This window comes from Pseudomonas sp. PGPPP4 (genome assembly GCF_002256045.1).
Classification (GTDB): Bacteria; Pseudomonadota; Gammaproteobacteria; order Pseudomonadales; family Pseudomonadaceae; genus Chryseomonas; species Chryseomonas oryzihabitans.
In genome coordinates, this window is the sequence record NZ_NKID01000009.1 from 194604 (window position 1) to 221065 (window position 26462).

Genomic DNA, 26462 nt, shown 5'->3' on the forward strand with positions numbered 1-26462 from the left:
GCTCCGGGTTCCTGAGGCGACGTCAGAGCGTCCGATCACGCGTTTCCCAGCGTCGCTCGGCTTCGCGCTGGGCGCTGGCCTGGTCCTGGCCCAGGGCGCGCAGGGCCACGGCCAGGGTGGCGATGACCGCCAAGCGCCCATAGGGGTCTTCCGCTTGCCCGCGCCAGGTGGCGGCGAGCAGGGCCGGATCGAGGCGCTCCGGCTTGACCTGGCGACGCTCTGTCAGCGCCGGCCAGCTTTCGTCCCAGGCTTCGCCACCACGGGTGCCGTAAAGGTGAGCGATTACATCGGGATTGCGCTCGACTTCACCGCCTTCGCCCTTGATGACGATGCTGTCATCACCCAGCAGGCGACTGGCCTCGCGATGGACCTCCTGGTAACCCGGGTGGAAGATGCTCTGCAGGATGCAGCGTGCCTGGCTGGGATTGAGCAGCCGCACCAGGGAGTGGATCGGCGAGCGCAGGCCGAGCTCGGCCTTGAGATCGATCATCCGCTGCAGGGCCGGCATCCAGGCGGCCAGCGGCAGGAAGGCCGGCTGACCGCGATCGAGCAGGGCGCCGACGTCCTGCCAGTCAGTGGCGGTCGGCATCTCCAGGTTGGCCAGGCACTGTTCGGTATAGAGTCGGCCCGCGGTGTGGGTACCACCGCCATGCATGACCACCCGCACGCCACTGCCGGCCAGGCATTTCACCGCCAGCAGGTACCAGGGCAGGTGACGCTTCTTGCCAGCGTATGAGGGCCAATCGAGGTCGACCGTGAAGCCTGGCGGCTGCAGCCGCGCCCGGACGGCGCGGGTAAAGCCGGCCAGCTCCTCGGCGCTCTCTTCCTTGTGTCTGAGCAGCATGAGAAAGGCGCCGAGCTGGGCTTCGGTCACCTGGCCGTCGAGGATCAGGCCCATGGCCATTTCTGCCTCGGCCTCGGTCAGGCTGCGGGCGCCGCGCTTGCCCTTGCCCAGGGCCCGGACATAGACGGCGAAGGGGTGTTCTTCGGGCGTGGTGAGGGTCATAGGCAATTATCCGGTTTCGGCAGGCCGGCCAGTTTGGCGCCGAGCTTGGCCGGCGCGCCCTTGAACAGCAGGTTGAGCTGCAGACTGGTGCCCAGATCCGGGCCCAGCGTCTGGGCAATGTACTTGATCAGCGGCCGGTTGGCTGGTGAAAGCTGGAATTGTGCGTAGAAGTCACGCAGCGCCTGCAGTACCTGCCAGTGGCGCTCGGTCAGCTCGATGCCTTCCTTGAGTGCCAGTTGCTGGGCTACTTCGGGACTCCACTGGGAGAGGTCGCGCAGATAGCCTTCGGGGTCGAGGTCGAGAGGCATGGCTAGGTCCAGCTGATGACCTTGGCGCAGCTCACGCTCAGGTCGACGAAGGTGGGGTAGTCGATCAGGGTCACGGCCCGCTCGGGTTGCAGGCGACGCGCCTGGACGTCTTCCGCCAGGGCATAGAGGGCCGCCTCGGCTGGCAGTTGCGTCAACAAGTCGGCCGCCGCGCTGCCAGGGCGCAGGGCCTCGACCGCAGCGCCGGTGAGCAGAACGGCGTCCTCGCCGCGGACCCAGCTCAGGCCGTCCAGGGCACCGGCGCCCAGCAGCGGCGAGCGGGAAAACAGGTGCAGGGTAGTCAAATGGAAATCACCTGGTCATGGTCGTGGATCAGCGCCATCAGCCTCTCGGGCTCCAGCGGAGTCACCCAGGCGGGCAACTGCTCCGGCGTGATGCCCAGGCGCTGCAGGGCGGCGGCTTCAGCGTAGATGGCCTCGACACCGAACAGCGGCAGCGCGGAGAGGTTGGCGCTCAGGTCCTTCTGCTCGAGGGCAGCGCTGTCGACCGCCAGCAGCTGGGTCACCCCGGGGCCCGCGAACAGCAGTGCCAGGGGCAATTCGAAGGCGCCACCGGCCAGCACGATATCCAGTGCCTCGCGCGGGCCAGGGCCGCTCAGGGCCGGTTGGCGGGAGATGACGAGAGTACTCCTGGCCATGCTAGTCGCCTCCAAAGCAGAGCAGGCGATCGGCGTTCTGCACCGCCTCATGCAGCTGGCCCAGACCGGACAGCTGCCAGGGCGCCCGTACGTTCACCGCGCCCTCACGTTCGTAGCGCCGCGCTTCGTTCTCGTCCAGCAGCCCGCGCTTGAGGGCGGCGGCGATGCAGACCACGGCGTCGATCTGGTGGCGTTCGATCAGCTCGCGCCAACGGGCGGGCAGATCGGATTCGTCCTGGCCACTGACCAGGGCGTGAGAGGCGTTATGGACGCCGTCGCGGTAGAGAAAGAGGCGCGACAGCTCGTGACCCCCGGCCAGCAGCGCCTCGCAGAAGCGCAGGGCCCGACGCGCCGAAGGCGCCTGGGGTGGAGAAAGGACAACGATGGCAAATTTCATGGATGTAAAAAGGCCCGCCGAAGCGGGCCTCTTGGGCTACCGCTGGTGATCAATCGTTGTTGCTGGCGAATCCGAAGATCTGCAGCAAGCTGATGAACATATTGTAGATCGAGACGTACAGGGTGATGGTAGCCATGATGTAGTTGTCTTCACCACCGTGCACGATGGCACTGGTCTGGAACAGGATGGCTGCGGCGGCGAACAGCACGAAGCCCGCGCTGATGGCCAGTTGCAGCCCGCTGATCTGGACGAAGAAGGACAGCACCACGGCGCCCAGCAGGATCCAGAAGCCCGCCATCAGAAAGCCACTGAGGAAGCTCATGTCCTTGCGGCTGATCAGGGCATAGGCCGACAGGCCGAAGAAGGCCAGGGCGGTCATGCCGGCAGCGGAGGCGATCACGCTGCCACCGTTGGGCAGGCCCAGGTACATGTTCAGGATCGGGCCCAGGGTGTAGCCCATGAAGCCGGTGAGGGCGAAGGTACTGACCAGACCCCAGCCGCTGTCGCGGGTCTTCACGGTCAGGAAGAACAGGCCATAGAAGCCGATCAGGACCACGAAGATGTTGGGGTAGGGCAGCCGCATCTGCTGCGAGACGAATGCGACCAGGCCGCTGAACGCCAGAGTCATGGCCAGCAGGGCATAGGTGTTGCGCAATACACGGCTGACGTCCCGCGGTTGCGCGATAGCAGGGTTGTAGGCGTATTGACGCTCGTTCATGGTGTACTCCAAAGCTAAATTAACGGTGTGATGTACCGTACGACCCCGAAGATAGCAAATGTTGCTTAAGGATCGCTTGCGACTGTTTGACAGTGTGTTGCCATCAGGTACTATGCGCCCCTCTTACGGAAGTGTGGCCGAGTGGTTTAAGGCAGCGGTCTTGAAAACCGCCGACTCGCAAGGGTCCCAGAGTTCGAATCTCTGCGCTTCCGCCATCTGCGAAGCCCTGTTCTTACGGGGCTTTTTGCTGTCTGCAGGGTCGAATTTCAAGAGCCGGCGGGCGAGGGAAAGGAGGAGTTCCGAATTTCTTTCGGAATAGCGCTGATGCCTGACCTTCTATAGCCCTCGACCTGATGCGGGTGAGCATCGCGGCAACCCTGGTCCTCAAACGAGGGCCAGGCTTGAGCTGAGTACGATCGTGGGGAATTGCCCTTTGAGATGAGCAGGCAGGACGGCCTGAGGCAGGGCGTGCCAAGCATCGTCAAACTAGCGGTCACCCGCTGCAGCTGACGACCCTGGTCACGTCCCATCGTCAGCTGGCTACCATGGCCACCACGAAGATGGTTGCCAGCCCGATACACATGGCACCCAAGGTGAGCGCCAATATGGCCTGATCGCTGGCTAGCGTCCCTGGACGAATGAGTGCAGATTTAAACGGGACGCTATTTAGCCGGCCGTGGGGCCTCGACTCGAAGAGCGTCACTGTCCTTGTCAATTGATAGCGCAACTGAAATATCCTTTTCAGTTTCGGTACTGGGCTGCGGCACCCAGCTATTGGCCGCGATTGTGGCTTCAGCGAAGCTCAACAGCAAGACCATTGCTGCTACGCAGGTTCCTATGGCAATCGCATTGATCACCTTCTGTTCTTTCACAGGCGCATTCATGTTGCTTGCCTAGTCCAGGTCCACGTCGAATGAGGTGGTCTGACAACCACAGGTGGCAGAAGTGCGGTTGGTCGTTTGCTGCTCACGGTCAACGAGGCTCCCGTCACCGCGGTAAGACGTCGCCATTCAGCGCGATACCGCAGTCCACCGCTGAGCGTTGCGCTCAGCTCAAGTGAATACCGTTTTCGCCCGCTATCCTGTCTGACGACTTTGTACTCCGGTCTTCCTCCTCCCACATGCCGCCGCCGATTACTGCAACTAGGCTGAAACACCTCCTGCGCCACGGCGTTCGTATCTATGGCAGTGCGATACGCTTCGCTGCGCATCCAATTCCAACATCTGGACATGAAAAAGCCCGCGCGAAGCGGGCTTTTTCCAGGCCGAGGTGCAGCGTCCCAGTCAGGGCGTGTTGCCCTTGGCCAGGGCGGCAGCGATGGCCGGTGCGTCGATGGCGTTGGTCAGGACCTGGGTGCCCGAGAGGATGACGTTGTTGGTCGGGCCGCTGCCTTTGATCTCGTCGCTGGCGAGCACCTTGCCCTGGTCGTCGAGGACCTGGGTGATGACGTCATAGTCGAAGCGGACGCGCATGTAGGCGTCGGATTTCCATTCCCGCAATTTGAGCACCAACAGCTTCTGACCCTGGGGTGCGCGGTCGCTGGTCTGGCTGGGCATGGCGGTGATGGCGGCGCGGGCCAGCGCCTTTTGCACGGCGTCCTGCAGGTCGGCGGAGAGGGGGCTGCCGCTGTAGGTGCGGACGCTCCAGGGGTTGTAGTAGAGACCGCGGATGTTGCCGACGTAGGTGGCGTCCTTGTTCTGGGCGACCACGTAGGGGCGCTCATCGAGTACCGCGACGGCGACTGGCTTGTCAGCCTTGACGGTGAGTTGCGGGGCGGTCTGGCGGTAGTCGACCTTCTGGCCGATGGCGCAACCGGCCAGTTGCAGCGCAGCGAAGGTGATGAACAAGAGATGAGACGGCTTCATGCGAAACTCCTTTTTCGAAAGGCGCGCAGTCTAAGCCATCAGGTCCGTCATGCCAAAATAATGTGACGCATATCACCAAATATCCGGGTGGCCGCGAGTCGATTGCCGGGCTCTGTAGCCGGGTGGATGCACCTGGCACGCTTTATCAGTGGGGTAAGCAGGCCAGGGGATTACCTGCCTTTCAGCGGCCGGAACTCACGCAGCCTCAAGGGAAGGCACAGAGTTCAAGGACAAAATAGTCCCCAGGCTCTGCCCCGACCCGGGCGCGCTACAGCGTCTTCTTGTATTCCTTGTCCACCTTCTTGTCTTCGCGGTGGCGTTCCTTGTCCAGGTGGGTATCGGTGCGGTCGGCTTCGTCGGCGGCATGGGCCGCACCCTTGTCGACTTCCTTGCGATCGTGGCGGGCGTCCTTGCTCACGTCCCGGCCGTCCTGGCGGACGCTCTTTTCCACCGGGCTTTCGGCCAGCGCGACGCCCGTGCCGAGGACACTCAGCAAAACGGTCAGGGTGGCTGCGGTAAGGCGTGATTTCATCGAGAAGCGCTCCTGAATTGAGAGAGAGGGAATGGCCGCCCAGAGCGACCGCTTCGTTTGCAGTAAAGCGGTAAAGGGGCCGTTTTGAAAGGAAAGCTGCAGAGACGCCCTGGTCAAGCGGGCGAGCTGGAGGCCCAGGCGGACGCATCGTGCGGATGCAGACTCTCCAGATGGCGCACCTGGATGTTTACATCCCGGTAGCTATCACGCAGGGCGACCAGCAGGCGGCGGGCGGCGTCCTCGACGAACATCAGGTTGCTGCCATTGAGGGCGGCGAAAGCCTGTTCGTCGGCGCGCTTGACGGCCGTTTGCACCGGCGTGCCTAGGGCCTGTTCGCATCGGTCGATCAGGGGCAGCAGGCCGAAGTCGGTTGCCCCGGCCGGCAGGCTGATCCGCACCTTGGCCAGGCTGCGTTGGCTGTGCGGGGTGGCCAGGGAGGCGTGACGTCTTAGCCAGTGGGCGACGGTGGCTGGATCGAGCTGGATGGCGGTCCCGTGCTCCGCGAGAAAGGCCCGTTCGATGAGTTGCCGGGACAGGGCGGCGGAGCAGGGGCAGGTGGAAGAGTAGCGGATCTCGACGCGGGCGCTGAGCTGGAAGACCCCAGCCACCCAGCTGGCTTCCAGCCGCACGGGATAGCGTTTCCAGCCACTCAGTTCGGGGGTCACCAGGGCGGGGCGGCGGATCAGCAGGGCGAAATCCAGCCGCAGGCGGGCGGCGCGGGAATCGCAGCTGCGGTGGCTGGCGACTATGTCGCTCAGCAGCAGACGCAGGTGCTCGGGTGTCAGAGGCGCTACGCTGCCCAAGCGATCCAGCAGCTGATAGAGCCGGGACATGTGGATGCCCTTGGCGGTGGCCGCGGGCAGGTCGACCTGGACGTCGGCGCTGGCGGGCAAGAGGCCGTCGAGTTCGCCGTGGCCGTGGCCGAGGCGGATCGGCAGGTCGATACCCTGCATGCCGACCCAGTCGAGGGCGGCAGGCAGGGTAGCGGTCTCGCTGAGGGAGACATCGGGAAGGATGGCGTTCATGGGCAGGGCTCAGTGCAGATCGGTGGCTTGGGGCCAGTCGCTGAAGGGGTTGTGCAGACGCGTCCAGGCCACGGGGCCGGCGGCGAGCTCCTCGTCGGTCAGCAGGCAGGCATCCAGGCGGGCGCGCAGGGCGGGTTCGTCCATGTCCATGCCGATGAGCACCAGTTCCTGGCGGGCATCACCGACACCGGCGTGCCATTTCTCCTTGATGATCGCCACGGTTTCTTCATCCTCCGGCCACTGCTCGGGGGGTACCGCGGCCCACCAGCGTCCAGCCACGCCATGCCGGGCCACGGCGCCGGCCTGGGACCAGGTGCCGGCATGGGCGGGATGGCTGGCTAGCCAGAAGTAGCCCTTGGAGCGGATCACGCCGGGCCATTCCTCCTCGACCAGAGCGAAGAAGCGCTCGGGATGAAAGGGGCGGCGCGCCTGGTAGACAAAGCTCGAGATGCCGTATTCCTCGGTCTCGGGGGTGTGTTCGCCGCGCAGCTCCTGCAGCCAGCCCGGCGCCTGGGCGGCCTTATCGAAGTCGAAGAGTCCGGTCTGCAGCACCCTCTCCAGCGGTACGGCGCCAAAGCTGGCCAGTTCCAGTCGTGCACGGGGGTTGAGGCTGCGCAGGATGGCCAGCAGGCGATCGCGTTCCGCCGGCTCGATGAGGTCCAGCTTGTTCACCACCAGCACGTCGCAGAATTCGATCTGCTCGATCAGCAGATCGACCACGGTGCGTTCGTCTTCCTCGCCTAGGGATTCGCCGCGGGACTCGAGGAGATCGCTGGAGGCGTAGTCGCGCAGGAAGTTGAAAGCATCCACCACGGTGACCAGGGTGTCGAGCTGGGCGACGTCGCCCAGGCAGCGCCCGTCTTCGCCGGCGAAGGTGAAGGTTTCGGCCACGGGCAGCGGCTCGGAGATCCCGGTGGATTCGATGACCAGCTGATCGAAGCGGCCATCGCGGGCGAGGCGTTCGACTTCCAGCAGCAGGTCTTCGCGCAGGGTGCAGCAGATGCAGCCGTTGCTCATCTCCACCAGCTTTTCCTCGGTGCGCGACAGCTCGGCGCCACCGTCGCGGACCAGGGCGGCGTCGATATTGACCTCGGACATGTCGTTGACGATGACCGCCACTCGCCGGCCTTCGCGGTTGTTGAGGATATGGTTGAGCAGGGTGGTCTTGCCGGCGCCGAGAAAGCCGGAGAGCACGGTGACAGGGAGTTTCTGGCTTGAGAGGTTGGCTTGGGTCGTCATGATCATCACGGCTAGGGTAGGTCGTAGGGCGGGGCATCCCTGTAGCAGAAGCTCAGGAGTTAGCATGTTATAACATAACATTTAAGCGAGTTAAGGACGTACTTATGCCCTGTACGGTGCCTTCTGCCGCTAATCGGGTGGGGGGCTCAAGCGGCTTGCCATCTATCCAGGTGGGCTGCCCTCAACCACAGGTGCCATCTAGACGTGCTGACCACCATTGATATGGATCTCGGCGCCGTTGATGTAGCAGGAGCGTTCGCTGCAGAGGAAGTAGATGGTCTCGGCCACTTCGTCGGGAGTGCCCAGGCGCTTGAGCGGGACCTCGGCTTCCACCAGGCCATCGGTACCGGGGGAGAGGATGGAGGTGGCGATCTCGCCCGGTGCTATGGCGTTGGCGCGGATGCCACGGGGACCGAATTCATGGGCCAGTTCCCGGGTCAGCGCGGCCAGGCCTGCCTTGGAGGCGGCATAGGCCACTCCGGCGAAGGGATGCACCCGCGAACCGGCGATGGAGGTGACGTTGACGATGCTGCCTCGAGCGGCTTCAAGCTCCGGCAGCAGGGCGCGGGCCAGCAGGGCGGTGGAAACCAGATTGACGTTGAGGACGCGGGTCCAGGTCTCGGCATCCGACGCGGCTACCCCGAGGCGACCGCCATCCAGCCCCTTGGGCGAGATGCCGGCATTGTTGACCAGGGCATCCAGCTTGCCGCTGGGCAGGCGCTCGCGGACCGTGGCGACCAGGCGATCGATCTGAGTGAGGTCGGCGAGATCGGCCTGGATGTGCGCGTCGCGGGCTTCCGGCCAGGCGCATTCTTCGGAGAACGGCTGGCGGGAGACGGTGAGCAGACGCCAGCCCAGGCTGCGGAACAGCTTGACCGTGGCGTGACCGATTCCGCGACTGGCACCGGTGAGCAGCATGGTGCGTTGGGTCATGGGCGACCCCGGCAGGCAGCGGGGCGGACGAGGGGCGACAGGACGGGCATGGTGGGTGACTCCGGCGTCTGGCAGGCCGGTTCACTATGCCCAAGCAGGACAGGTGGGGCAATCGATGGTCCTGTCCTCACCGGCGGACCGATGAGGACAGGGTGCCTTCAGGCTTCTTCGAGGGCGCGCGGGCGGGCACTGCGCTGCTCGGCGGTGGGTTCTTCGGCGGGCTGCAATTCGAAGTCGAAGTCGATTTCGGCGAACTGGCTGCCGTCGAGGCCACGGGCGCAGGCGGCGTTGGCGTCGTCGTGGAAGTGGATGTCGGCGATGAGTTCGTCGCGGGTGGCGTAGGCGAAGTCATCGTGCAGGTACTTGTCGCCGGCCAGGTTGATCTGGGTGGTCAGGTGGCGATGGCCGGGAGCGGAGATGAAAAAGTGGATGTGCGCCGGGCGCTGGCCATGGCGGCCGAGGCCGTCGAGCAGGCGCTGGGTGGGGCCGTCCGGCGGGCAACCGTAGCCGGAGGGCACGATGCTGCGGAAGGCGTAGCGGCCCTCGGCGTCGGTGCGGATGCGTCGGCGCAGGTTGAATTCGGACTGCGCCGGATCGAAGTAGGAATAGGTGCCGCCGGTGTTGGCGTGCCAGACGTCCACCAGGGCGCCGGCCAGCGGGCGACCCTCGGTGTCGCGCACCTGGCCGGTCATGAACAGCGGCACGCCGGCGTCCTGGCCATCATCGAGCCGGGCTTCGCCTTCGCACAGAGGGGCACCGGCCACATAGAGCGGGCCTTCGATGGTGCGCGGGGTGCCACCGGTGCGGCCGGCCTGTTCGTCCTGGGCATCCAGCAGCAGATCCAGGTAGTGCTCCAGGCCGAGGCCGGCGACCAGCAGTCCGGCTTCCTGGCGCGCGCCCAGGTCGTTGAAGTAGCTCACCGCCTGCCAGAATTCCTCGGGCGTCACCTCCAGGTCCTCGATCATGCGGATGCTGTCGGTGAGGATACGGTGCACGATGGTCTTGAGGCGCGGATTGCCGGCGTCCTGCTCGAAGCCGCTGGCGACTTCAAAGAACTTCTGCACATCGGCGGTCTGGGAAAGGGCTAGGGTCATGGAGCGATCCTCGGTGTTGTTGTTATGGGCGGCCAATCAACGGTCGTCGGCGTGGATGGAGGAGGGGTGTCGGCACAGGGCGGTGACCTCGATCTCCATATAGGGGTAGAGCGGCAGTTGCAGCAGGGTATCGTGCAGCGCCTGGGTATCGGCCACGTCGAAGATGCTGACGTTGGCGTAGAGCCCGGCGATCCGCCAGAGGTGGCGCCAGGTGCCCTGGCGCTGGAGCTCCTGGGCCAGTTCCTTTTCCGCCTGCTTGAGTCGCGTGGCGTCGGCGGCAGGCAGGTCGTGGGGCAGTTTGACGGTCATGCGGACCATGAACAGCATGGTGAATCCTCCACGGGGCGTGATCAGGCGGTGGCGACGGCGAGGCTGCTGCGATCGCGACGGAAATGGGCGAGGCGGTCTTCGTCGAGGCTGACGCCGAGGCCGGGACCCTGGGGTAGCAGCAGCTGGAAGTCGCGATAGGTCGGCGGCTCGACGAGGATGTCCTCGGTGAGCAGCAGTGGACCGAACAGTTCGCTGTGCCAGTCCAGCCGCTCCAGGGTAGCGAAGGCATGGGCCGAGGCCAGGGTGCCGATGCTGCCTTCGAGCATGGTGCCGCCATAGAGGCCGATTCCGGCCGCCTGCGCCAGGTGGGCGACCTTGAGCACCGCCCGAGGACCGCCGGTCTTGGCGATCTTGAGGGCGAACACCGGGGCGGCACCGGCACGGGCCAGGGCGAAAGCGTCGGGGAGGCTCTCGATGGCTTCGTCGGCCATCACCGGCGCCGGACTGCGGGCGCTGACCCGGGCCAGGGCCTGGACGTCATGGCGCGGCACCGGCTGTTCGATCAATTCCACCCCGGCGTCGGCCAGGGCCTGGCAGGCGCGCAAGGCCACGCCTTCGCTCCAGGCCTGGTTGACGTCGACCCGCACGCTGGCGCGATCGCCCAGGGCGCGCTTGATGGCGGCGACGTGGGCGATGTCCCGGGCCGGTTCGGCCGCGCCGATCTTGAGTTTGAAATGGCGATGGCGGCGCAGGTCGAGCATGCGTTCGGCTTCGGCGACGTCCTTGCCGGTGTCGCCGCTAGCCAGGGTCCAGGCCACCTCCAGCCCCTGTTGCACCCGGCCGCCGAGCAGTTCGGCGATGCCCAGGCCGCGACGCTGGCCCTGGGCGTCGAGCAGAGCGGTCTCCAGGGCCGACTTGGCGAAGGTATTGGCGCGCACGCTGCGCTCGACCCGCTGCATCACGGCATTGAGGTTGTCGGCGTCCTGGCCGATCACCAGGGGCGCCAGATAGGTATCGAGGTTGGTCTTGATGCTTTCCGGGCTCTCCCCGGCGTAGGCCAAGCCGCCGATGGTGGTGGCTTCGCCGAGGCCCTGGCTGCCGTCGCTGCAGGTCAGGCGCAACAGTACCAGGGTCTGCCGCTGCAGGGTATGCATGGCCAGCTTGTGCGGGCGGATGGTGGGCAGGTCGACGAGGCAGGTGTCCAGGCGTTCGATGCTGATCATGGGCCAAATCCATCAGGGGCGGTGGTTGCCGCGCGTTCTTGTAGGGACGGCTTTCAGCTTGCGAGTTGCCTCCACGGCAGTCCAATATCCGTTGCGTGTTCTACGATACCCTGGAGGTATGATGGAGCTGCGGCATCTGAGGTACTTTCTGATCCTCGCGGAGACCCTCAATTTCACCCGGGCGGCCGAGCGTCTGCACATGGCGCAGCCGCCGCTGAGTCGGCAGATCCAGCAACTGGAAGAGGAGCTGGGGGTGAGTCTGCTGGAGCGCGGTCGGCCCTTGCGCCTGACCGAGGCCGGGCGCTATTTCCAGGAGCATGCCAGTCGGCTGCTGGCGCAACTGGACGAGGTGCGCGACGGCACCCGGCGGGTGGCCGAGGGACGCAAGCGCTGGCTGGGTATCGGCTTCGCGCCGTCCACCCTCTATGGCGCCCTGCCGGAACTGATCCGCCGGCTGCGTACCGATGCTGGGCTGGAGCTGGGGCTGTCCGAGCTGATCACCCTGCAGCAGGTGGAGGCGCTCAAGAGCGGACGCATCGACATCGGTTTCGGTCGCATCCGCATCGAGGATGCCGCCGTGGTGCAAGAGGTGCTGCGCGAGGACCCGCTGGTGGCGGTGCTGCCGGCCGGGCATCCGTTGCTGGGCGCGCCGGTGAGTCTGGCACGCCTGGCGCAAGAGCCCTTCGTGCTCTATCCCTCCGCGCCACGACCCAGTTATGCCGACCACGTGCTGGCGCTGTTCGCTCGCGAAGGAGTGAACATCCGCGTGGCGCAGTGGGCCAACGAATTGCAGACGGCCATCGGCCTGGTGGCGGCCGGACTGGGGATCACCCTGGTGCCGGCCTCGGTGCGCCGGCTGCACCGCGACGACATTGACTACGTCTCCCTGAGCGATACCCAGGCGGTCTCGCCCATCGTCATCAGCTATCGCGCTGGCGATCGTTCGCCACTGCTGGCGCACTGCCTGGCGCTGGTGCAGGAAACGACGGCGCAACAGGCCTGAAGCCCCGGCATCACCTGGCCTGAACGCGGATATGGCGGCAACGGGCGAGCGGGACGTCCAGTAATTAGCTGCGCCAAGGGGATGGTCGCGGCAGTCTGCGGACAGCCCCGCAGCGCGCACCGCGCCGAAGATGATTCCAGACCTGAGCAACCTGGAGTCTCTTGTGATGACCGGATCCTATATCCACGTACCTGCGCCGTCCGGCGCCTTCGACGCCTACTTCGTGCCCTCCATCGATGGCCGCGGTCCGGGCATCGTCCTGTGCCAGGAGATCTTCGGCGTCAATGCTGCCATGCGCGCCGTGGCCGATCAGCTGGCCGAAGAGGGCTACAGCGTGCTGGTGCCCGACCTCTACTGGCGCCAGGCGCCGCGCATCGAGCTGGGCTACACCCCCGAGGATTTCGAAAAGGCCTTCGGCCATTACCAGGCCTTCGACGAGGGACTGGGGGTGCTGGACATCGGCGCCGCCCTCGACCATCTGCGTAGCCGCCCCGAAGTGAGCGACGCCGGCCTCGGCGTAGTGGGCTACTGCCTGGGTGGCAAGCTGGCCTATCTGGCGGCCTGTCGACTGCCCCAGGTGGCCTGCGCCGTCGGCTACTACGGCGTCGGTATCGAAAAGGCCCTGGGGGAGCTGGAAGGACTGCGCGGCCGGCTGGTGCTGCACTTCGCCGAAGCCGACCAGTTCTGTCCGGCACCGGCGCGGGAGGCCATCCTCGCCGCCCTGGCCACGGTGCCGGCCACGGAAGGCTATGTCTATCCGGGCGTCGACCATGCCTTCGCCCGGCCTGCCGGCCACCACTACGACAAGCCCGCCGCGCTGCTGGCCCACGAGCGTACCATCGCCGCGCTGCGCCGCACCATCGGCCCGGACTACAACCTCTCGGCGCTGTGGGAAGAACACATCCGCCACGAATTCGATACCCGTGACGTGCCGGCGACCATGGGCACCATGGTGCCCGAGCCCTACGTCAATCACATTCCGACCATGACTGGCGGCGTCGGCTATCGCGAGCTGGCGCGCTTCTATCGCTACCACTTCGTGCATGGCAACCCCAAGGACATGAAGCTCACGCCGCTCTCGCGCACCGTGGGCGCCTCGCAGATCGTCGACGAGTTCGTCATGAGCTTCACCCATGACGAGGCCATCGACTGGATGTTGCCCGGGGTGGCGCCCACCGGTCGCCAGGTCGAGATCCCCATGCTGGGGGTGGTGAAGTTTCGCGGACCCAAGCTCTATCACGAGCACATCTACTGGGACCAGGCCAGCGTGCTGGTGCAGATCGGTCTGCTCGATCCCCAGGGCCTGCCGGTGGCCGGTGCCGAGACCGCGCACAAGCTGCTCGACGAGACGCTGCCGTCCAACACCCTGATGCCGAGCTGGGCGTCCAGCGCCGGCAAGTCCATCGAGGAGTAGGGTCATGAGTCTGCATTCCCTCGATGGCAAGGTGGCGGTCATCAGTGGCAGCGCCACCCTGATCGGTCAGGCGGTGGCCGAGGTGCTGGTGGCAGCTGGCGCCCGGGTGGCGCTGTTGGACATCGACCCAAAGGGCAGTGCCGGTGCCGAGTTGCTCGGCGAGGCGGCCTTTTTCCAGACCGTGGACCTGACCGATGATGCGGCCCTGGCACTCGCGGTGGCGGCGATCCGCGAACGCTTCGGCGCGGTGGACTGCCTGGTCAACCTGGCCTGTACCTATCTCGACGATGGCCTGGCTTCCCTACGCGGCGACTGGCTCAAGGCGCTGGACGTCAACCTGGTGTCGGCGGTGATGCTGGCCCAGGCGCTGCACGCGGATCTCAAGGCGCGGGGCGGGGCGGTGGTCAACTTTACCTCCATCTCCGCCGGCTGTGCCCAGACCGGGCGCTGGCTCTATCCAGTGTCCAAGGCGGCGCTCAAGCAGCTGACCCGCTGCATGGCCCTGGACCTGGCACCGGACGGCATTCGCGTCAATTCGGTATCGCCGGGCTGGACCTGGTCGCGGGTGATCGCCGAGGTCAGCGGTGGCGATCGGGTCCATGCCGACCGCGTCGCCGCCGACTTCCATCTGCTCGGCCGCCTCGGCGAGCCGGCCGAGGTGGCCCAGGTGGTCGCCTTCCTGCTGTCGTCGGCGGCGAGTTTCGTCACCGGCGCCGACTATGCCGTGGACGGCGGTTACTCGGTCATGGGACCGGAGCGCAACCAGCCGGCCATTCCACGCCTCGCCGAACGGGAGTGATGCCATGCACAACCCCTTCTGGCGTCTGTTCAACGGCTTCACCCCCACCCGCAACTCGACTCCCCGGAGAACCTCCATGCGTCGTATCGCCATCGTCGGGGCCGGCCAGGCCGGCCTGCAACTGGGCCTGGGTCTGCTCGCCCAGGGTTATCACGTCACCCTCACCACCAACCGCACCGGCGAACAGGTGCGCGGCGGCAAGGTGATGTCCAGCCAGTGCATGTTCAACACCTCGCTGCAGACCGAGCGCGACCTGGGTCTGAATTTCTGGGAGGATCAGTGCCCGGCGGTGGAGGGCATCGGCCTGGCCGTGCCCGATCCGGTCAATCCCGAGCGCCCGGCGTTCCAGTGGAGTGCCCGCCTGGAGCGCTATGCCCAGGCGGTTGACCAGCGCCTGAAGATGCCGGCGTGGATGGACGAGTTCGAGCGCCGCGGCGGCGAACTGGTGATCCAGGACGTCGGCTTGCCTGAACTGGAGCAGCTGGCCGCCAGCCATGACCTGACCCTGCTCGCCGCAGGCAAGGGCGAGGTGGTCAACCTCTTTCCCCGCGACACCGAGCGAACCGTGTTCCAGCAGCCCCAGCGGGCCCTGGCGCTGACCTACGTGAAGGGCATGCGGCCCATGTCGCCCTATTCGCGGGTGGCCTTCAATCTGATCCCCGGCGTGGGCGAATACTTCGTTTTCCCGGCCCTAACCTTGAGCGGACCCTGCGAGATCATGGTGTTCGAAGGCGTGCCCGGCGGCCCGATGGATTGCTGGCAGGACGTCACCTCGCCGGAGCAGCACCTGGAGCGCAGCTTGGAGATCGTCCGCCGCTTCGCGCCCTGGGAAGCCGAGCGCTGCCAGAATCTGGAACTGACCGACGCCGGCGGCGTGCTGGCCGGGCGCTTCACCCCCATGGTGCGCAAGCCGGTGCTGCGGCTGCCCTCGGGCCTGCCGGTGTTCGGCATGGCCGATGCGCTGGTGGTCAACGATCCCATCACCGGCCAGGGTTCCAACAACGCCGCCAAGTGCAGCAAGGTCTATCTGGACGCCATCCTCGCCCAGGGCGATGCCGCCTTCACCCCGGAGTGGATGCACCAGACCTTCGAGCGCTACTGGGACTATGCCGGCCAGGTGGTGAAGTGGACCAACAGCCTGCTGACCCCGCCGCCGCCGCACATTCTCGATCTGCTCGGCGCCGCCAGCCAGTCTCCCGCCATCGCCTCGCGCATCGTCAACGCCTTTGACGATCCCCGTCGTTTCGCCCCCTGGTGGTTCGAAGCCGAGGCCTGCCAGGGCTTCCTGCGTGAACACCTGAACCAGGCTGCCTGAGGAGCCCTTCATGACCATCGATGCTCTTGATCTCATCGCCGCCGACCCGGCCAATCCGCGGGCGCTGCGCAACCTGCTGGGGCAATTCGCCACCGGCGTCACGGTAATCACCACCCGCGGCCGTGACGGCCGCAAGGTGGGCATGACCGCCAACTCCTTCTCCTCGGTGTCCCTGGAGCCGCCGCTGGTGCTCTGGAGTCTGGCGCGCCAGGCGCCGAGCCTGCCGGACTTTCTCGCTGCCAGCCACTTCGCCATCCACGTGCTGGGCAGCGACCAGCACCAGCTTTCCGGCCACTTCGCGCGGCGAGCGGAGGACAAGTTCGCCGGCATCGCTCACGTCGAGGGCACTGCCGGGGTGCCGCTGCTGGAAGAGGCTGTGGCGACGCTGATCTGCCGCAACCACGTGCAGTACGAGGGCGGCGACCACCTGATCTTCCTCGGTGAAATCGAACACTACCGACACAGCGGCGGCGAACCGCTGGTCTTCCACGCCGGCCAGTACCGGGTCGCCAGCGCGCATCCGGCGCTAAGCGCCTGAGCCCTGGCAGCGCCCGGCGATGTCACTCGATCGGCGGGCGCTGCCCTTTCGAATCTGCCTTTCGCGAGCACGAACAGCCGTATTCAAGGAGCCTTGCATGACCCGGATTCGCTATCTTTCCCTCGCCGGTGCCCTGGTCGCCGGAACCACCCAGGCCTATGACCTGCCGGTGGTCAACCTCGGCCTCACCAGCTTTCTCGACGGCGGCCTGCCCGCCGGCAATGGCTGGTACCTGCAGCAGTATTTCCAGAACTACAGCAGCGATCGGCTGGTGGATCGCAACGGTGACAAGCTGGGGCTGCCCAAGACCGAGCTGGACTACCAGGTCTCGGTGACCCAGCTCAGCTACGTGTCGGACCTGCGCCTGGGCAGCGGCAACCTCGGCTTGAACCTGGTGTTGCCGGTGGTGACGCGGATGAAGGTCGACGATGGCTCGAACAACGCGGCCCTCAAGGACCAGGGCGGCATGGGTGATCTGCTGGTGGGGCCGTTCATCCAGTTCGATCCGGTGATGGGACCGAACGGGCCGCGCTTCGTCCAGCGCGTCGAATTGCAGGTGAATATCCCCACCGGTGAATACGACCGCGACAAGGACATCAATCCCGGCAACCACGCCTGGTCGTTCAATCCCTACTGGGCGGGCACCTACTGGTTCACCCCCAACTGGACCGCCTCGGTGCGTGCCCACTACCTCTACAACTTCAAGAACGACAAGCCGAACTACGCCTTCGGCGACGTCTCCGACATCCAGGCCGGGCAGGCGCTGCACGCCAACTTCGCCACCGAATACGCGGTCACCCCGCAACTGCGCCTGGGCCTCAACGGCTACTGGCTCAAGCAGATCACCGACACCCAGATCGACGGCCATGACGTGTCCGGCCGGCGCGAACAGGTCTGGGCCATCGGGCCGGGCGGCATGTACAGCTTTTCCAAGAACGATCACCTGGTGGCCAACGCCTACTTCGAGCAGGACGCGAAGAATCGTCCCGAAGGCAGTCGGCTGCAGGTGCGCTACATCCACCACTTCTGACCGGACGGAGTTCAGCTCCCTTCGTCCACTTCCAAGCCTGCCGAGGATGGCAGGCTTTTTTTTGCCTGGCGTTTGGTCGAGGGGATTCCGGGTAGGTTGGGTTGAGCGCAGCGAAGCCCAACAAAGCGCGATTCCGGGCGATCCAGACCTAGCAATAGACGACGCTGGGTGGTAACGGTGGCTGGGGTTGGCCATGTGGTCCACCGTTGCGACCGCTCTCGACGCTGTAGAACTCGCGATACCGTAGCGTGGAAAACGGCGCGGCCTTTTCCACTGGGAATCCGCTGTGATGCGTACCCTCACCTCAACCCTCTTCCAGGGGGAGAGGGGGCTATTCGAGCAGGCGTTCGTCTCCCTCAGTCCCGGTAAGATCCTGATCAAACTTAAGCCATCACCGTGGAGATTGATTGATGCCGCCGAAAGTGAAGGGCTGTTGGGCTTCGACAGTGGAGCTGTCTCAGCCCAACCTACGTCTGGGTTGAGGTGTAGGTGGGGTTGAGCGTCGGGAAGCCCAACAGAGAAGTCCACCAGGCGATCCAGGCCAAGCGGTGGATACCGTTTGGTGTTGCTGGAAGATGGGGTTGTTGGGCTTCGACGGTAAAGCTGTCTCAACCCAACCTACCAAAGCACGAAGCCCGACAGGCGTGCTGTCGGGCTTCGTAATGGGGCATGAAAGTCAGCCTCAGCGCGTAGACGCACTCTGCAGGAATTTCTCGCTATACAGCCGCGTCTCCTCGCCCAACCCCTGCTGGTCGAGCCAGGTCTTGACCGCTTCCACCATGGGCGGCGGGCCACAGAGATAGAGGTCGCAGGCCTGGTCGGTGAGGAAGCGCCGGTCGAAGTGCTCGGGGATGTAGCCGCTCAGGCCCTGCCAGGTCGGGCTCGGCTGGCTGACCACCGGTTGGTAGTCGAAGTCGGCGATGCGCGCGCGATAGGCCTCCAGGCGGGCGCCCTCGCAGAGATCCTGCTCCTGGGTGACGCCATAGAACAGGCGCACCGGCTGGCCGCAGCCGCCTTTCTCGGCCATCTCGTCGAGCATGCCCAGAAAGGCCGACAGCCCCGTACCACCTGCCACCAGCACCAGCGGCCGCTCCACCTGACGTAGATAGAAACTGCCTAGCGGGGCCTCCAGCTCCAGTGTTAAACCTGGCTGGCAGCGCTCGCGCAGGAAGTTGCTCATCACCCCGTCCGGTAGCAGGCGGATGAGAAATTGCAGCTGGTTCTGCGCATTGGGTCGGTTGGCGAAGGAGTAGGCGCGCCAGTCATCGGTACCGGGGATACGCAGCCGCGCATACTGGCCCGGCAGGTATTGCAGCGGGCGCGGCGCGGCACTGGCATCCAGGTGCAGAATGGCGGTGGTGGCCGAGACCAGCTCTACCGAGGTCACCTGGGCGCTGATGCGCTCGGGTTCTTCGGCGTGGCAGAGGCTGGAATCGTGGTCGAAGTAGAAGGCGGCATCGGAGGTCACCCGAGTCTGGCAGGCGAGCATCTTGCGCTGCGCCAGGTCCCGCTCGCTGAGGGCTTCCTCGTCGACGTAATCCTGACTGTAGGCGCCAGCTTCGCAGCGCCCCTGGCAGGTGCCGCAGACGCCTTCGCGGCAGTCCAGCGGCAGGCTGATGCCCTGGCGCAGGGCGGCGTCCAGCAGCAGTTCGTTGGGCTTCACCGCGATGAACAGCGTCTTGCCGTCGGCAAAGCTCAGAGCGACATTGTGGCTCATGGCGGTGGCCTCAGAGGTGGTAGAAGTCGAGCACGGAGTTGATGACGTCGTTGAGCAGCAGCACCTGCTTGCGGGCGATGCGGAAGTCGCCGTCCACCTCGCGCAGGTGATAGGTCACCTGGCCGTAGAACTGCTCGGATACCCCGTGGCGGGAATAGAGCGTCAGCCAACCGGCGCGTACCTCCAGCAGACCGTCGTCAGCCCGGGCGACGCGCACATTGCTGATCTGGTGCAGGGTGCGCGGCAGTGGCGTGGAGGCGGCCGACTTGCCGGTGCGCAGGCGGAACACCCGGTCCTCCAGGCCGGAGCGGTCGGCGTAGTAGATATAGGAGAGGCCCTGGGTGGGGTCGGTCACGTACTCGTGCTCGCTGATCCATTGCGGCAGGTGGAAGACGCTGTCGGCCTCGAACAGCGCCAGATAGGCGTCCCAGTCCTGGGCATCGCAGAGCGCGGCCTGGCGATAGAGGAATTGTTCCACAGCGTATTGCAGATCAGGGTTCATGCCGACACCTCCGTCGGTTGCAGGGCTTTGGTGGCCAGGCCATCGAGCAGGAAGCGCTGCCAGGCACCATGCTGATTCACATAGAGGCCTTCATGGGTGAACTCGGTGCCGGTGAGCACCGGCTGGATGCCCAGGGCCTCGCTGTTCACGGTCGGGCCGGTAGCCCAGCGATGCTGGCCGCGGGAGATGTCGTTCCAGCGCTCCAGGCGCGCCTGGAAGCCGCGCTGGGCTTCGCGGAATTCCACCAGGTCGTCGGGCGTGCCCATGCCGGAGACGTTGAAGAAGTCTTCGAACTGGCGGATGCGGTTGGTGCGGTCGGCGGGCGCCTCGCCCTTGACGCCGATGCACTGGCTGATGATCTCGGTCTTGTTCCAGGCCACCGGCCGCACGATGCGCAGCTGGGAGCTGATCTGGTCCATGAAGAACAGGCTGGGGTAGATGTTGAGGTTGCGCAGGCGATGCATCATCCACTCGGCGCGGGCCTGGCCGTATTCCTCGACCAGGCGCGGCATCACGCTGGCGTAGCCGGGGCGCACCGTGGGGTTGGGCATGTCGCTGAACAGCAGGCTGTGGCCATTCTTGAAGGAGAACCAGCCATCGTCGGTCTCGGCATCGCCGGCGCCGAGCTTGCTGTAGTCCAGGGTACTGCTGGCACCGCCTTTCTCGGCATTGACCTGCTGGCGGTGCCGCACGGTGGAGACGTAGTTGTAGTGCACCGTACTGACGTGATAACCGTCGAGGCCGTTCTCGTTCTGCAGCTTCCAGTTGCCGTCGTAGCTGTAGGTGGACTTGCCCGGCAGGATCTCCAGCTCGCCGGTGGGTGACTGGGCCACCATCATGTCGAAGAAGACCTTGGCATCGCCAAGGTAGTCCTCCAGCGAATCGCTGCCCAGGGTGTCGAGGCTGACGAAGACGAAGCCCTTGTAGCTCTGGATGCGCGCCTTCTTCAGGCCGCGGGTGGCCTTGTCGAAGCCATCGGGATACTCACCCGGCGCCTTGACCTTCACCAGGCGGCCGTCGCTTTTGTAGCACCAGGCGTGGAAGGGGCAGGTGAAGGTGGACTGGTTGCCGCGGGCGACGCGGGTGAGGGTAGCGCCGCGGTGCTGGCAGGCGTTGATCAGCGCGTGCAGCTCGCCATTGGCGTCGCGGGTGATGATCAGCGGCTGGCGTCCGGCGCGCATCGTCACGAAGTCGTGGGGCTTGGCGATCTCACTTTCGTGGCAGGCATAGATCCAGACCTTCTCGAAGATCAGCTCCATTTCCAGCTCGAACAGCTCGGGTTCGGTGAAGAGGTCGCGGGCGATGCGATAGACGCCGTCAGCCGGACGGAAGTCCAGGCAACCTTGGATGTACTCCTGCCATTGGGCAATGCTGCGGGTGCTCATCAGGGGTGTCCTCTAGGGTGAGACTCGCCCCGATTGAAGCCCCGCCACCCGAACCCCTCTAGCCGCTTTTTGCGCTATCACTAGCCGGTTTTTTTCGCTGGCCGGACTGGCCTGCATTCTGCGGATAGCGGTAGCGGCACGCGGCGTGCAGCATGGAGACGTCAACCAGGAGCGCGACCATGCAGCAGGCAGATTTCGAGGTACAGGCACACAGCGGCCAGGTTTCCGAAGCCTGCCGTTGGATGAGTGCGGTCTGTGGTCCGCATCGGCTGGACGCCCGCAGCGGCGCCGAGCTGAGCTTTCATCACCAGGGTGTGCGGCTGCCAGGGCGATCCACCGTGCTCGGGCGCATCGGCTACGGCGCGGCGGTGCAGATCGGCATCGAGGCGCTGGACGCCTACAGCCTCAGCCTGCCGCTGCAGGGGCAGCAGTCCCTGGCCAGTCGCGGCGCCCGCATCCGTTCCGACAGCCAATGCGGGGTGGTGGTCTCACCCCATGAATGGCAGCGGCTGGATATGGCTGCCGACTGCCTGAAACTGCAGGTGGTGATCCGCCGCGAAGCCTTGCAGGAGGTGGCCGAGACGCTCCTGGGCCGCCCGCTGGCGGAGCCGCTGAGCTTTGCCGGTGAAATGGAGTTGGCACGGCCAGCCGTGGCCGCCTGGTGGCAGGGGATTCGCCAGCTGCTGGAAGGCTGGAGCGGTGTCCAGGCGCTCTATGGTCAGCCAGCCCTGGCCAACGATCTGGAGATGCTGCTGCTCAAGGGCCTGCTCCTGGCGCAGCCGCACAACTACTCTGCATTGCTGATGGAAGGATCCGAGAGCGGCTATCCCGAGTTCCTGCTCAGGGCGCGGCGTTATCTGCAGGCCAACGCCCGGGAAAATCCCTCGCTGGAGCAATTGGAGTGCATCGCCGGCGTATCGCGCGCCAAACTCTACGCCAGCTTTCGTCGCTATCACGGTCAGCCGCCCATGGCCTACCTCAAGCGCGTGCGGTTGGAGGAGGTGCGCCGACTGCTGCTGGCGCGTCGTGAGGGTGCCAGCGTCTCGCGCATCGCCCTGGATTGGGGCTTCGAGCATCTGGGCCGTTTCGCCAGTGACTACCGCCAGGCCTTCGGCGAAACGCCGTCCCAGACTCTGGCGGGACGACGTCTCGACTAGCTGGAGAGTGCACCGCGGAAGCGGCGGGTCTCGGAGGGGGACTCGCCGTAGCGCCGTTTGTATTCCTGGGCGAAGCGACCCAGATGGGCGAAGCCCCATTTGTAGGCGGTGTCCGTCACCGACTCCACCCGACCACTGCGTAGTTCTTCGTTGACCCGCTCCAAACGCAGGTCGCGCAGATAGTGCATGGGGGTGGTGCCGCGATAGGTGCGGAAGCCGGCGAACAGCGTACGCACGCTGACACCGCCGTGCTCGGCCAGGGTCTCGACGCTAAGCGGCTCGTGCAGGTGCTCGGCGATATAGGCCTCGATGCGTTTGATGAAGTAGGGCGAGACATTGCGCTCGCGGGTGCCTTCCAGCTGGCCGTGCAGGGAGTGCGGCTGGCCATAGAGCAGCGCATTGAGCAAGGACGATTCGAATTGCTTGAGCACCAGCGGCTGGTGAATCGGATGCGCCGGATCGGCCAGGCCGTCCATGAGCAGCCCGAGCAATTGCAGGAAGTAGCTGCCGCCGGGTTGGCGCAGATCCAGCCGCGGATCGAATTGCGGCAGACGCCCTTGCTGGGGCAGGTGCTGGGCGCAGTGATGCTCCAGGTCGGCGCGCTCCAGGCGCAGCACCAGTTGGGCGGCGCCGGCGTACCATCTCATGCGCACCGGCAACTCGGGTGACAACAGCGTCGCCACCTGCGGTGAAGACTGGAAATCCACCGCACCGCAATGGATGTCGGCGCCTCCGGTCAGCGGGATCTGGATCAGGTAGAAGTCCTGCAGGCACTGGGGATCGATATCGACATCGGTGCCGTATTCCAGGCGATTGAGCGACAGTCGCCCGCGGCTGACGTGGTGCAGACTGGCGCTGACCACCTCGCCGCGCTGCACCGGTTTCAGATCATGGGGCTTGAAGACCTTGCTGACACCCTGGCAGGCCGCCTCCCGGTCGGCGACCAGGAATTGCAGGCTGCTCGAACAGAACAACCGGGTCTGGCGAAAGCGTTCTCCGCTTTCGGAGGGCGTGACGTCTTGGGTCATTGTTACCTCCTTGCACACAGGCGTGGCCCCGCGCACCCTTTTGTTTCCGGCGAACTGCAGTCAGCGGATAACGGCTGCAGTCAGTGGATAGTGCAAGGGCAGCAGAGCTCGTTCTTGGCCGATCGCTGTCGGCTTTGAGTAGGTTTCTGCAAGGGGTGGGCCAAGCGAAGCGTCTGCCACCGGTTTTTGGGCGATCAGCGACCAGTCCGGTCGCCGTTCACTTAGGCGTCGTCCTGGCGCAACCTGCCATGTTCGCTGCGCACCGTGGCCATGAAGGTCTGCATGGCCGACGATTGCACCCGATGCCGGCGGCGGATCAGCCCATAGGGCGGCAGCCGAGGCTCGAAGGCGATGGGCAGCACCGCCAGCAGGTGGCGACCGGGATAGTCGTTGACCACCGACAGTGGGGTCACCCCGAGCATGTCGGTCTGCTGCAGCAGCGCCAGCAGGGTCATGATGGAGGTGGTCTCGACGATGCTGCCGGGGATGTCGACCCGGGCATCGTGAAAGGCCTGGTTGATGATGGCTCTCATCGGGCTCGGGTGCTGTTGCAGCACCCAGGTGTGCTCCTGCAATTCGCCCCAGGTGAGGTGGGTGGCCTGGGCCAGGGGATTCTGGGCGCCGGCGATCACGCAGAGCACCTCTTCGCCAAGGCTGTCGAACAGCAACTCTTCGGCGCGGGCGCCGGTAGGGATGCGCCCCAGAACCACGTCGAGCTGATCCTGCAGCAGCGCCTGGACCAGCACGTCGCTGGTATCCACCTGGATGGACATGGACAGCCGCGGATGGCTCTGCTTTAGGGTGGCGATGGTGCGGGTCAGCAGGCCCGAGGCCAGCGCCGGGATGGCGCCCACCGCAACCCGGCCCAGATTGCCCGATTCCAGCGCGACCAGCTCCTCGCGCATGCCCGAGAGTTCGGCGAACACCATCCGCGCGTAGTAGATCACCGTGTCGCCAAAGGCCGTGGCGCGCATGCCGCGCGGCAGCCGCTCGAACAGCCCCACGCCAAGCAGACTCTCGATCTCGTGCAGCATCTTGGTGGCGGCCGGCTGGGTCATGCCGATGTCGTCGGCGGCGCGGCGCAGCGAGCCGAATTCCGCCAGTGCCAGCACCAGCCGCAACTGGCGCAGGCGCAGACGGCTGTGGATGGTATGGGCATCAGGAATGCGCGTCATGCTGGCGGACCTTGGGGCAGGGGAGCCGGCTAGGGTAGCGCATGAGCCCGGGCCTGGCGTCGGTGGGGTGCGTCCGCGCCAGGCCGGGGCGTTCACGACGGCCGTACCTTGGCCCGCGGCTGGCCCAGGCGCAGCGCCTGCAGGCACCGCGCGAGCAACGGCCAGCAGAGCATCAGCAACGCCGCGGTGGTCAGACTGCCCACCAGCGGGTTGGACCAGAAGATGCCCAGCTGGCCATCGGAGAACAGCATCGATTGGCGGAAGGCGTCTTCGGCCTTGTCGCCCAGCACCGCCGCCAGCACCAAGGGGGCGATGGGATAGCCGAGCTTCTTGAAGGCATAGCCGAGGATGCCGAAGCCGAGCATCAGCCAGACGTCGAACAGGCTGTTGTGCACCGAGTAGGCGCCAATCACGCAGACGGTAAAGATGATCGGCGCGATGATGCAGAACGGGATGCGCAGGATGGCGGCGAACAGCGGCACCGTCGCCAGCACCACGATCAGGCTGACCACGTTGCCCAGGTACATGCTGGCGATCAGACTCCAGACGAAGTCGTGCTGTTCGGCGAACAGGGTCGGCCCCGGATGCAGGCCCCAGATCATCAGGCCACCGAGCATCACCGCGGCGGTGGCGGAGCCGGGAATGCCCAGGGTCAGCATCGGCAGCAGGGCACTGGTGCCGGCGCTGTGGTCGGCGGTCTCCGGCGCGATCACCCCTTCCAGTTCGCCCTTGCCGAAGCCCTCGCGGTTCTTCGAAAAGCGCCGCGCCAGGCTGTAGCTCATGAAGGAGGCGGCGGTAGGGCCACCGGGCGTCACGCCCATCCAGCAACCGACCAGGGCGCTGCGCAGCCAGGTCAGCCAGTAGCGCGGCAGTTGCTTCCAGGTGCCGAGCACGGTGCGCAGGGTGATGCGCGCCTGCTCGCCACGAAAGACCAGGCCTTCCTCCACGGTGCAGAGGATCTCGCCGATGCCGAACAGGCCGATCACCGCCACCTCGAAGCTGATGCCCGAGAGCAGGGCCGGCTGGTCGAAGGTCAGGCGCAGATTGCCGGACACCGTATCCATGCCCACCGCCGCCATGGCGAAGCCGATCATCATGGCGGCCACCGTTTTCAGCGGTGGATTCTTGCTCATGCCGATGAAGGTGCAGAAGGCCAGCAGGTAGACGGCGAAGAACTCCGGCGAGCTGAATTCCATGGCGAAGGCGGCGATGCGGCTGGAGAGGAAGGTCAGCAGCAGCACCCCGACCAGGGCGCCCAGCAGCGCCGAGGTGAAGGCCGCGGTCAGGGCTTCGCCGGCACGACCCTGGCGCGCCAGCGGATAGCCGTCGAAAGTGGTGGCCACCGACGAGGGTTCGCCGGGGATGTTGAACAGGATGGAGGTGATGGAGCCGCCGAACAGCGCGCCCCAGTACATGCAGGAGAGCAGGATGATGGCCGAGGTCGGACTCATGGTGAAGGTCAGCGGCAGCAGCAGGGCGACGCCATTGGGCGCGCCCAGGCCGGGCAGCACCCCGACCAGGATGCCGAGCAGCACGCCGATCACCATCAGGGCGAGGTGATGGAAGGACAGGATCAGGCTCATCCCGTGCATCAGGGAATCGAATTCGCTCATGGCAGGCTCCTCAGCAGGCGGGCGAGGTCGGCCAGGGGGCCGGCATCCAGCGGCACCTTGAACCAGAGGGCGAAGATCAGATAGCTGGCCAGGCTCACGCCGCCGGCGGTGGCGAGGATCTGCCAGGCGCCATAGCGCCTTTGTCGCTGGCGATCCCGCGCCATGAACCAGGCGATGAACAGGAAGGCCGTCAGATAGAGGCCCAGCAGGGGCAGGGCGACGACGAAGGCCAGCATCGGCAGGAATACCCGCAGCACCTGGCCGAAGGCGGCGCGTTCGACGAAGCTGGTGCGCAGCGCCTGCCAGCGCCACAGGGTCTGCAGCGCCGTGGCCAGACTGGCCAGGGTCAGCAGCAGGCCGATGTAGAAGGGGAAGTAGCCCGGCTCTGGGCCGGCATCGCCCCAGCCGATACCCTGTTCCAGGCTGCCCACCATCACGATGCCGCCAAGGCCAGCGGTAAAGGCCGCCAACCCCAGTTCCACCCAGCGGGTGGTGATCAGAGAATCTCCGGCCATGGCCGT

29 protein-coding genes and 1 tRNA gene are annotated in these 26462 nt (G+C 65.7%); 8 read left to right on the top strand and 22 right to left on the bottom strand.

Annotated features, from left to right (window positions below; all coding sequences use genetic code 11):
- Positions 1–22: 22 nt before the first annotated feature.
- From CFE50_RS17105 to CFE50_RS17130, 6 genes are read right to left on the bottom strand one after another with little or no spacing between them, the layout of a single operon-like run.
- Entirely contained in the window at positions 23–1006 is a 984-nt protein-coding gene (locus tag CFE50_RS17105) for a glycosyl transferase family protein (RefSeq protein ID WP_286736245.1), read from the bottom strand.
- Positions 1003–1314 (bottom strand): TusE/DsrC/DsvC family sulfur relay protein, encoded by a 312-nt coding sequence (locus tag CFE50_RS17110; RefSeq protein ID WP_007162309.1) that lies wholly within the window; start codon positions 1312–1314, stop codon positions 1003–1005. The genes CFE50_RS17105 and CFE50_RS17110 overlap by 4 nt, the downstream gene beginning before the upstream one ends.
- 2 nt (positions 1315–1316) lie before the next feature.
- On the bottom strand, positions 1317–1616 hold the full coding sequence (gene tusB, locus CFE50_RS17115) for a sulfurtransferase complex subunit TusB (RefSeq protein ID WP_286736247.1): 300 nt from the start codon (positions 1614–1616) through the stop codon (positions 1317–1319).
- Positions 1613–1969 (bottom strand): sulfurtransferase complex subunit TusC, encoded by a 357-nt coding sequence (gene tusC, locus CFE50_RS17120; protein ID WP_241808975.1) that lies wholly within the window; start codon positions 1967–1969, stop codon positions 1613–1615. The genes tusB and tusC overlap by 4 nt, the downstream gene beginning before the upstream one ends.
- A gap of 1 nt (position 1970) precedes the next feature.
- On the bottom strand, positions 1971–2366 hold the full coding sequence (tusD, locus tag CFE50_RS17125; protein ID WP_241808973.1) for a sulfurtransferase complex subunit TusD: 396 nt from the start codon (positions 2364–2366) through the stop codon (positions 1971–1973).
- Positions 2367–2415: 49 nt separating this feature from the next.
- Positions 2416–3084, bottom strand: a complete 669-nt coding sequence (locus tag CFE50_RS17130; protein ID WP_007162313.1) for a Bax inhibitor-1/YccA family protein — start codon at positions 3082–3084, stop codon at positions 2416–2418.
- Between the two features lie 127 nt (positions 3085–3211).
- On the opposite strand from CFE50_RS17130, the gene CFE50_RS17135 reads away from it, so the two are divergent.
- Positions 3212–3299: transfer RNA gene (locus CFE50_RS17135), tRNA-Ser, on the top strand.
- Positions 3300–3746: 447 nt separating this feature from the next.
- Here CFE50_RS17135 and CFE50_RS17140 read toward each other — a convergent pair.
- The 9 genes from CFE50_RS17140 to CFE50_RS17180 all read right to left on the bottom strand — a co-directional run bounded on the left by CFE50_RS17140 (position 3747) and on the right by CFE50_RS17180 (position 11265).
- Positions 3747–3968: a hypothetical protein gene (locus CFE50_RS17140; protein WP_132832720.1), complete on the bottom strand. Its 222-nt coding sequence runs from the start codon at positions 3966–3968 to the stop codon at positions 3747–3749.
- Positions 3969–4367: 399 nt separating this feature from the next.
- On the bottom strand, positions 4368–4949 hold the full coding sequence (locus CFE50_RS17145) for a YajG family lipoprotein (RefSeq protein ID WP_286736250.1): 582 nt from the start codon (positions 4947–4949) through the stop codon (positions 4368–4370).
- A 268-nt stretch (positions 4950–5217) separates the two neighbouring features.
- Positions 5218–5481 (bottom strand): hypothetical protein, encoded by a 264-nt coding sequence (locus CFE50_RS17150; protein ID WP_286736252.1) that lies wholly within the window; start codon positions 5479–5481, stop codon positions 5218–5220.
- Between the two features lie 113 nt (positions 5482–5594).
- On the bottom strand, positions 5595–6506 hold the full coding sequence (folE2, locus tag CFE50_RS17155) for a GTP cyclohydrolase FolE2 (protein ID WP_286736254.1): 912 nt from the start codon (positions 6504–6506) through the stop codon (positions 5595–5597).
- A 9-nt stretch (positions 6507–6515) separates the two neighbouring features.
- Entirely contained in the window at positions 6516–7751 is a 1236-nt protein-coding gene (gene zigA / locus CFE50_RS17160; protein WP_286736256.1) for a zinc metallochaperone GTPase ZigA, read from the bottom strand.
- 192 nt (positions 7752–7943) lie between these two features.
- Positions 7944–8678, bottom strand: coding sequence for an SDR family NAD(P)-dependent oxidoreductase (locus CFE50_RS17165; RefSeq protein WP_286736258.1), 735 nt, complete (start codon positions 8676–8678; stop codon positions 7944–7946).
- Positions 8679–8836: 158 nt separating this feature from the next.
- The gene (gene catA, locus CFE50_RS17170) at positions 8837–9772 is read right to left on the bottom strand and encodes a catechol 1,2-dioxygenase (RefSeq protein ID WP_286736260.1); all 936 of its coding nucleotides are present in this window, start codon (positions 9770–9772) and stop codon (positions 8837–8839) included.
- Between the two features lie 36 nt (positions 9773–9808).
- Entirely contained in the window at positions 9809–10099 is a 291-nt protein-coding gene (gene catC / locus CFE50_RS17175; RefSeq protein WP_042136448.1) for a muconolactone Delta-isomerase, read from the bottom strand.
- Between the two features lie 23 nt (positions 10100–10122).
- Positions 10123–11265, bottom strand: a complete 1143-nt coding sequence (locus tag CFE50_RS17180) for a muconate cycloisomerase family protein (RefSeq protein WP_027601135.1) — start codon at positions 11263–11265, stop codon at positions 10123–10125.
- Between the two features lie 121 nt (positions 11266–11386).
- On the opposite strand from CFE50_RS17180, the gene CFE50_RS17185 reads away from it, so the two are divergent.
- From CFE50_RS17185 to CFE50_RS17210, 6 genes are all read left to right on the top strand, one after another.
- On the top strand, positions 11387–12268 hold the full coding sequence (locus tag CFE50_RS17185; RefSeq protein ID WP_286736263.1) for a LysR family transcriptional regulator: 882 nt from the start codon (positions 11387–11389) through the stop codon (positions 12266–12268).
- 166 nt (positions 12269–12434) lie between these two features.
- Positions 12435–13682 (top strand): dienelactone hydrolase family protein, encoded by a 1248-nt coding sequence (locus tag CFE50_RS17190; protein ID WP_286736264.1) that lies wholly within the window; start codon positions 12435–12437, stop codon positions 13680–13682.
- Between the two features lie 4 nt (positions 13683–13686).
- Positions 13687–14481 carry an SDR family oxidoreductase gene (locus CFE50_RS17195; protein ID WP_286736265.1) on the top strand — a complete coding sequence of 265 codons (795 nt, stop codon included), beginning with the start codon at positions 13687–13689 and terminating at the stop codon, positions 14479–14481.
- A gap of 76 nt (positions 14482–14557) precedes the next feature.
- Positions 14558–15796, top strand: a complete 1239-nt coding sequence (locus CFE50_RS17200) for a styrene monooxygenase/indole monooxygenase family protein (protein WP_286736297.1) — start codon at positions 14558–14560, stop codon at positions 15794–15796.
- Between the two features lie 10 nt (positions 15797–15806).
- Positions 15807–16334, top strand: coding sequence for a flavin reductase family protein (locus CFE50_RS17205; protein ID WP_241808953.1), 528 nt, complete (start codon positions 15807–15809; stop codon positions 16332–16334).
- Between the two features lie 97 nt (positions 16335–16431).
- Positions 16432–17364 carry a SphA family protein gene (locus tag CFE50_RS17210; RefSeq protein WP_286736267.1) on the top strand — a complete coding sequence of 311 codons (933 nt, stop codon included), beginning with the start codon at positions 16432–16434 and terminating at the stop codon, positions 17362–17364.
- Between the two features lie 682 nt (positions 17365–18046).
- On the opposite strand, the gene antC is transcribed toward CFE50_RS17210, so the two are convergent.
- From antC to antA, 3 genes are read right to left on the bottom strand one after another with little or no spacing between them, the layout of a single operon-like run.
- Entirely contained in the window at positions 18047–19081 is a 1035-nt protein-coding gene (gene antC / locus CFE50_RS17215; protein ID WP_286736268.1) for an anthranilate 1,2-dioxygenase electron transfer component AntC, read from the bottom strand.
- A gap of 10 nt (positions 19082–19091) precedes the next feature.
- A complete protein-coding gene (gene antB, locus CFE50_RS17220; RefSeq protein ID WP_286736270.1) occupies positions 19092–19583 on the bottom strand; it encodes an anthranilate 1,2-dioxygenase small subunit in 492 nt (163 codons plus the stop codon).
- Entirely contained in the window at positions 19580–20968 is a 1389-nt protein-coding gene (antA, locus tag CFE50_RS17225) for an anthranilate 1,2-dioxygenase large subunit (RefSeq protein WP_502694709.1), read from the bottom strand. Before antA ends, antB begins: the two co-directional genes overlap by 4 nt.
- 179 nt (positions 20969–21147) lie before the next feature.
- On the opposite strand from antA, the gene CFE50_RS17230 reads away from it, so the two are divergent.
- Positions 21148–22125 carry an AraC family transcriptional regulator gene (locus tag CFE50_RS17230; RefSeq protein ID WP_286736271.1) on the top strand — a complete coding sequence of 326 codons (978 nt, stop codon included), beginning with the start codon at positions 21148–21150 and terminating at the stop codon, positions 22123–22125.
- Here CFE50_RS17230 and CFE50_RS17235 read toward each other — a convergent pair.
- The 4 genes from CFE50_RS17235 to CFE50_RS17250 form a co-directional block, all read right to left on the bottom strand.
- Positions 22122–23153, bottom strand: a complete 1032-nt coding sequence (locus tag CFE50_RS17235) for an AraC family transcriptional regulator (protein WP_286736272.1) — start codon at positions 23151–23153, stop codon at positions 22122–22124. The genes CFE50_RS17230 and CFE50_RS17235 overlap by 4 nt on opposite strands.
- A gap of 221 nt (positions 23154–23374) precedes the next feature.
- Complete coding sequence (locus CFE50_RS17240) at positions 23375–24328, bottom strand: LysR family transcriptional regulator (protein ID WP_286736275.1); 954 nt, start codon at positions 24326–24328, stop codon at positions 23375–23377.
- A gap of 92 nt (positions 24329–24420) precedes the next feature.
- Complete coding sequence (locus CFE50_RS17245; RefSeq protein ID WP_286736277.1) at positions 24421–25941, bottom strand: tripartite tricarboxylate transporter permease; 1521 nt, start codon at positions 25939–25941, stop codon at positions 24421–24423.
- Positions 25938–26456, bottom strand: a complete 519-nt coding sequence (locus tag CFE50_RS17250) for a tripartite tricarboxylate transporter TctB family protein (protein WP_286736278.1) — start codon at positions 26454–26456, stop codon at positions 25938–25940. Before CFE50_RS17250 ends, CFE50_RS17245 begins: the two co-directional genes overlap by 4 nt.
- Positions 26457–26462 lie beyond the last annotated feature (6 nt).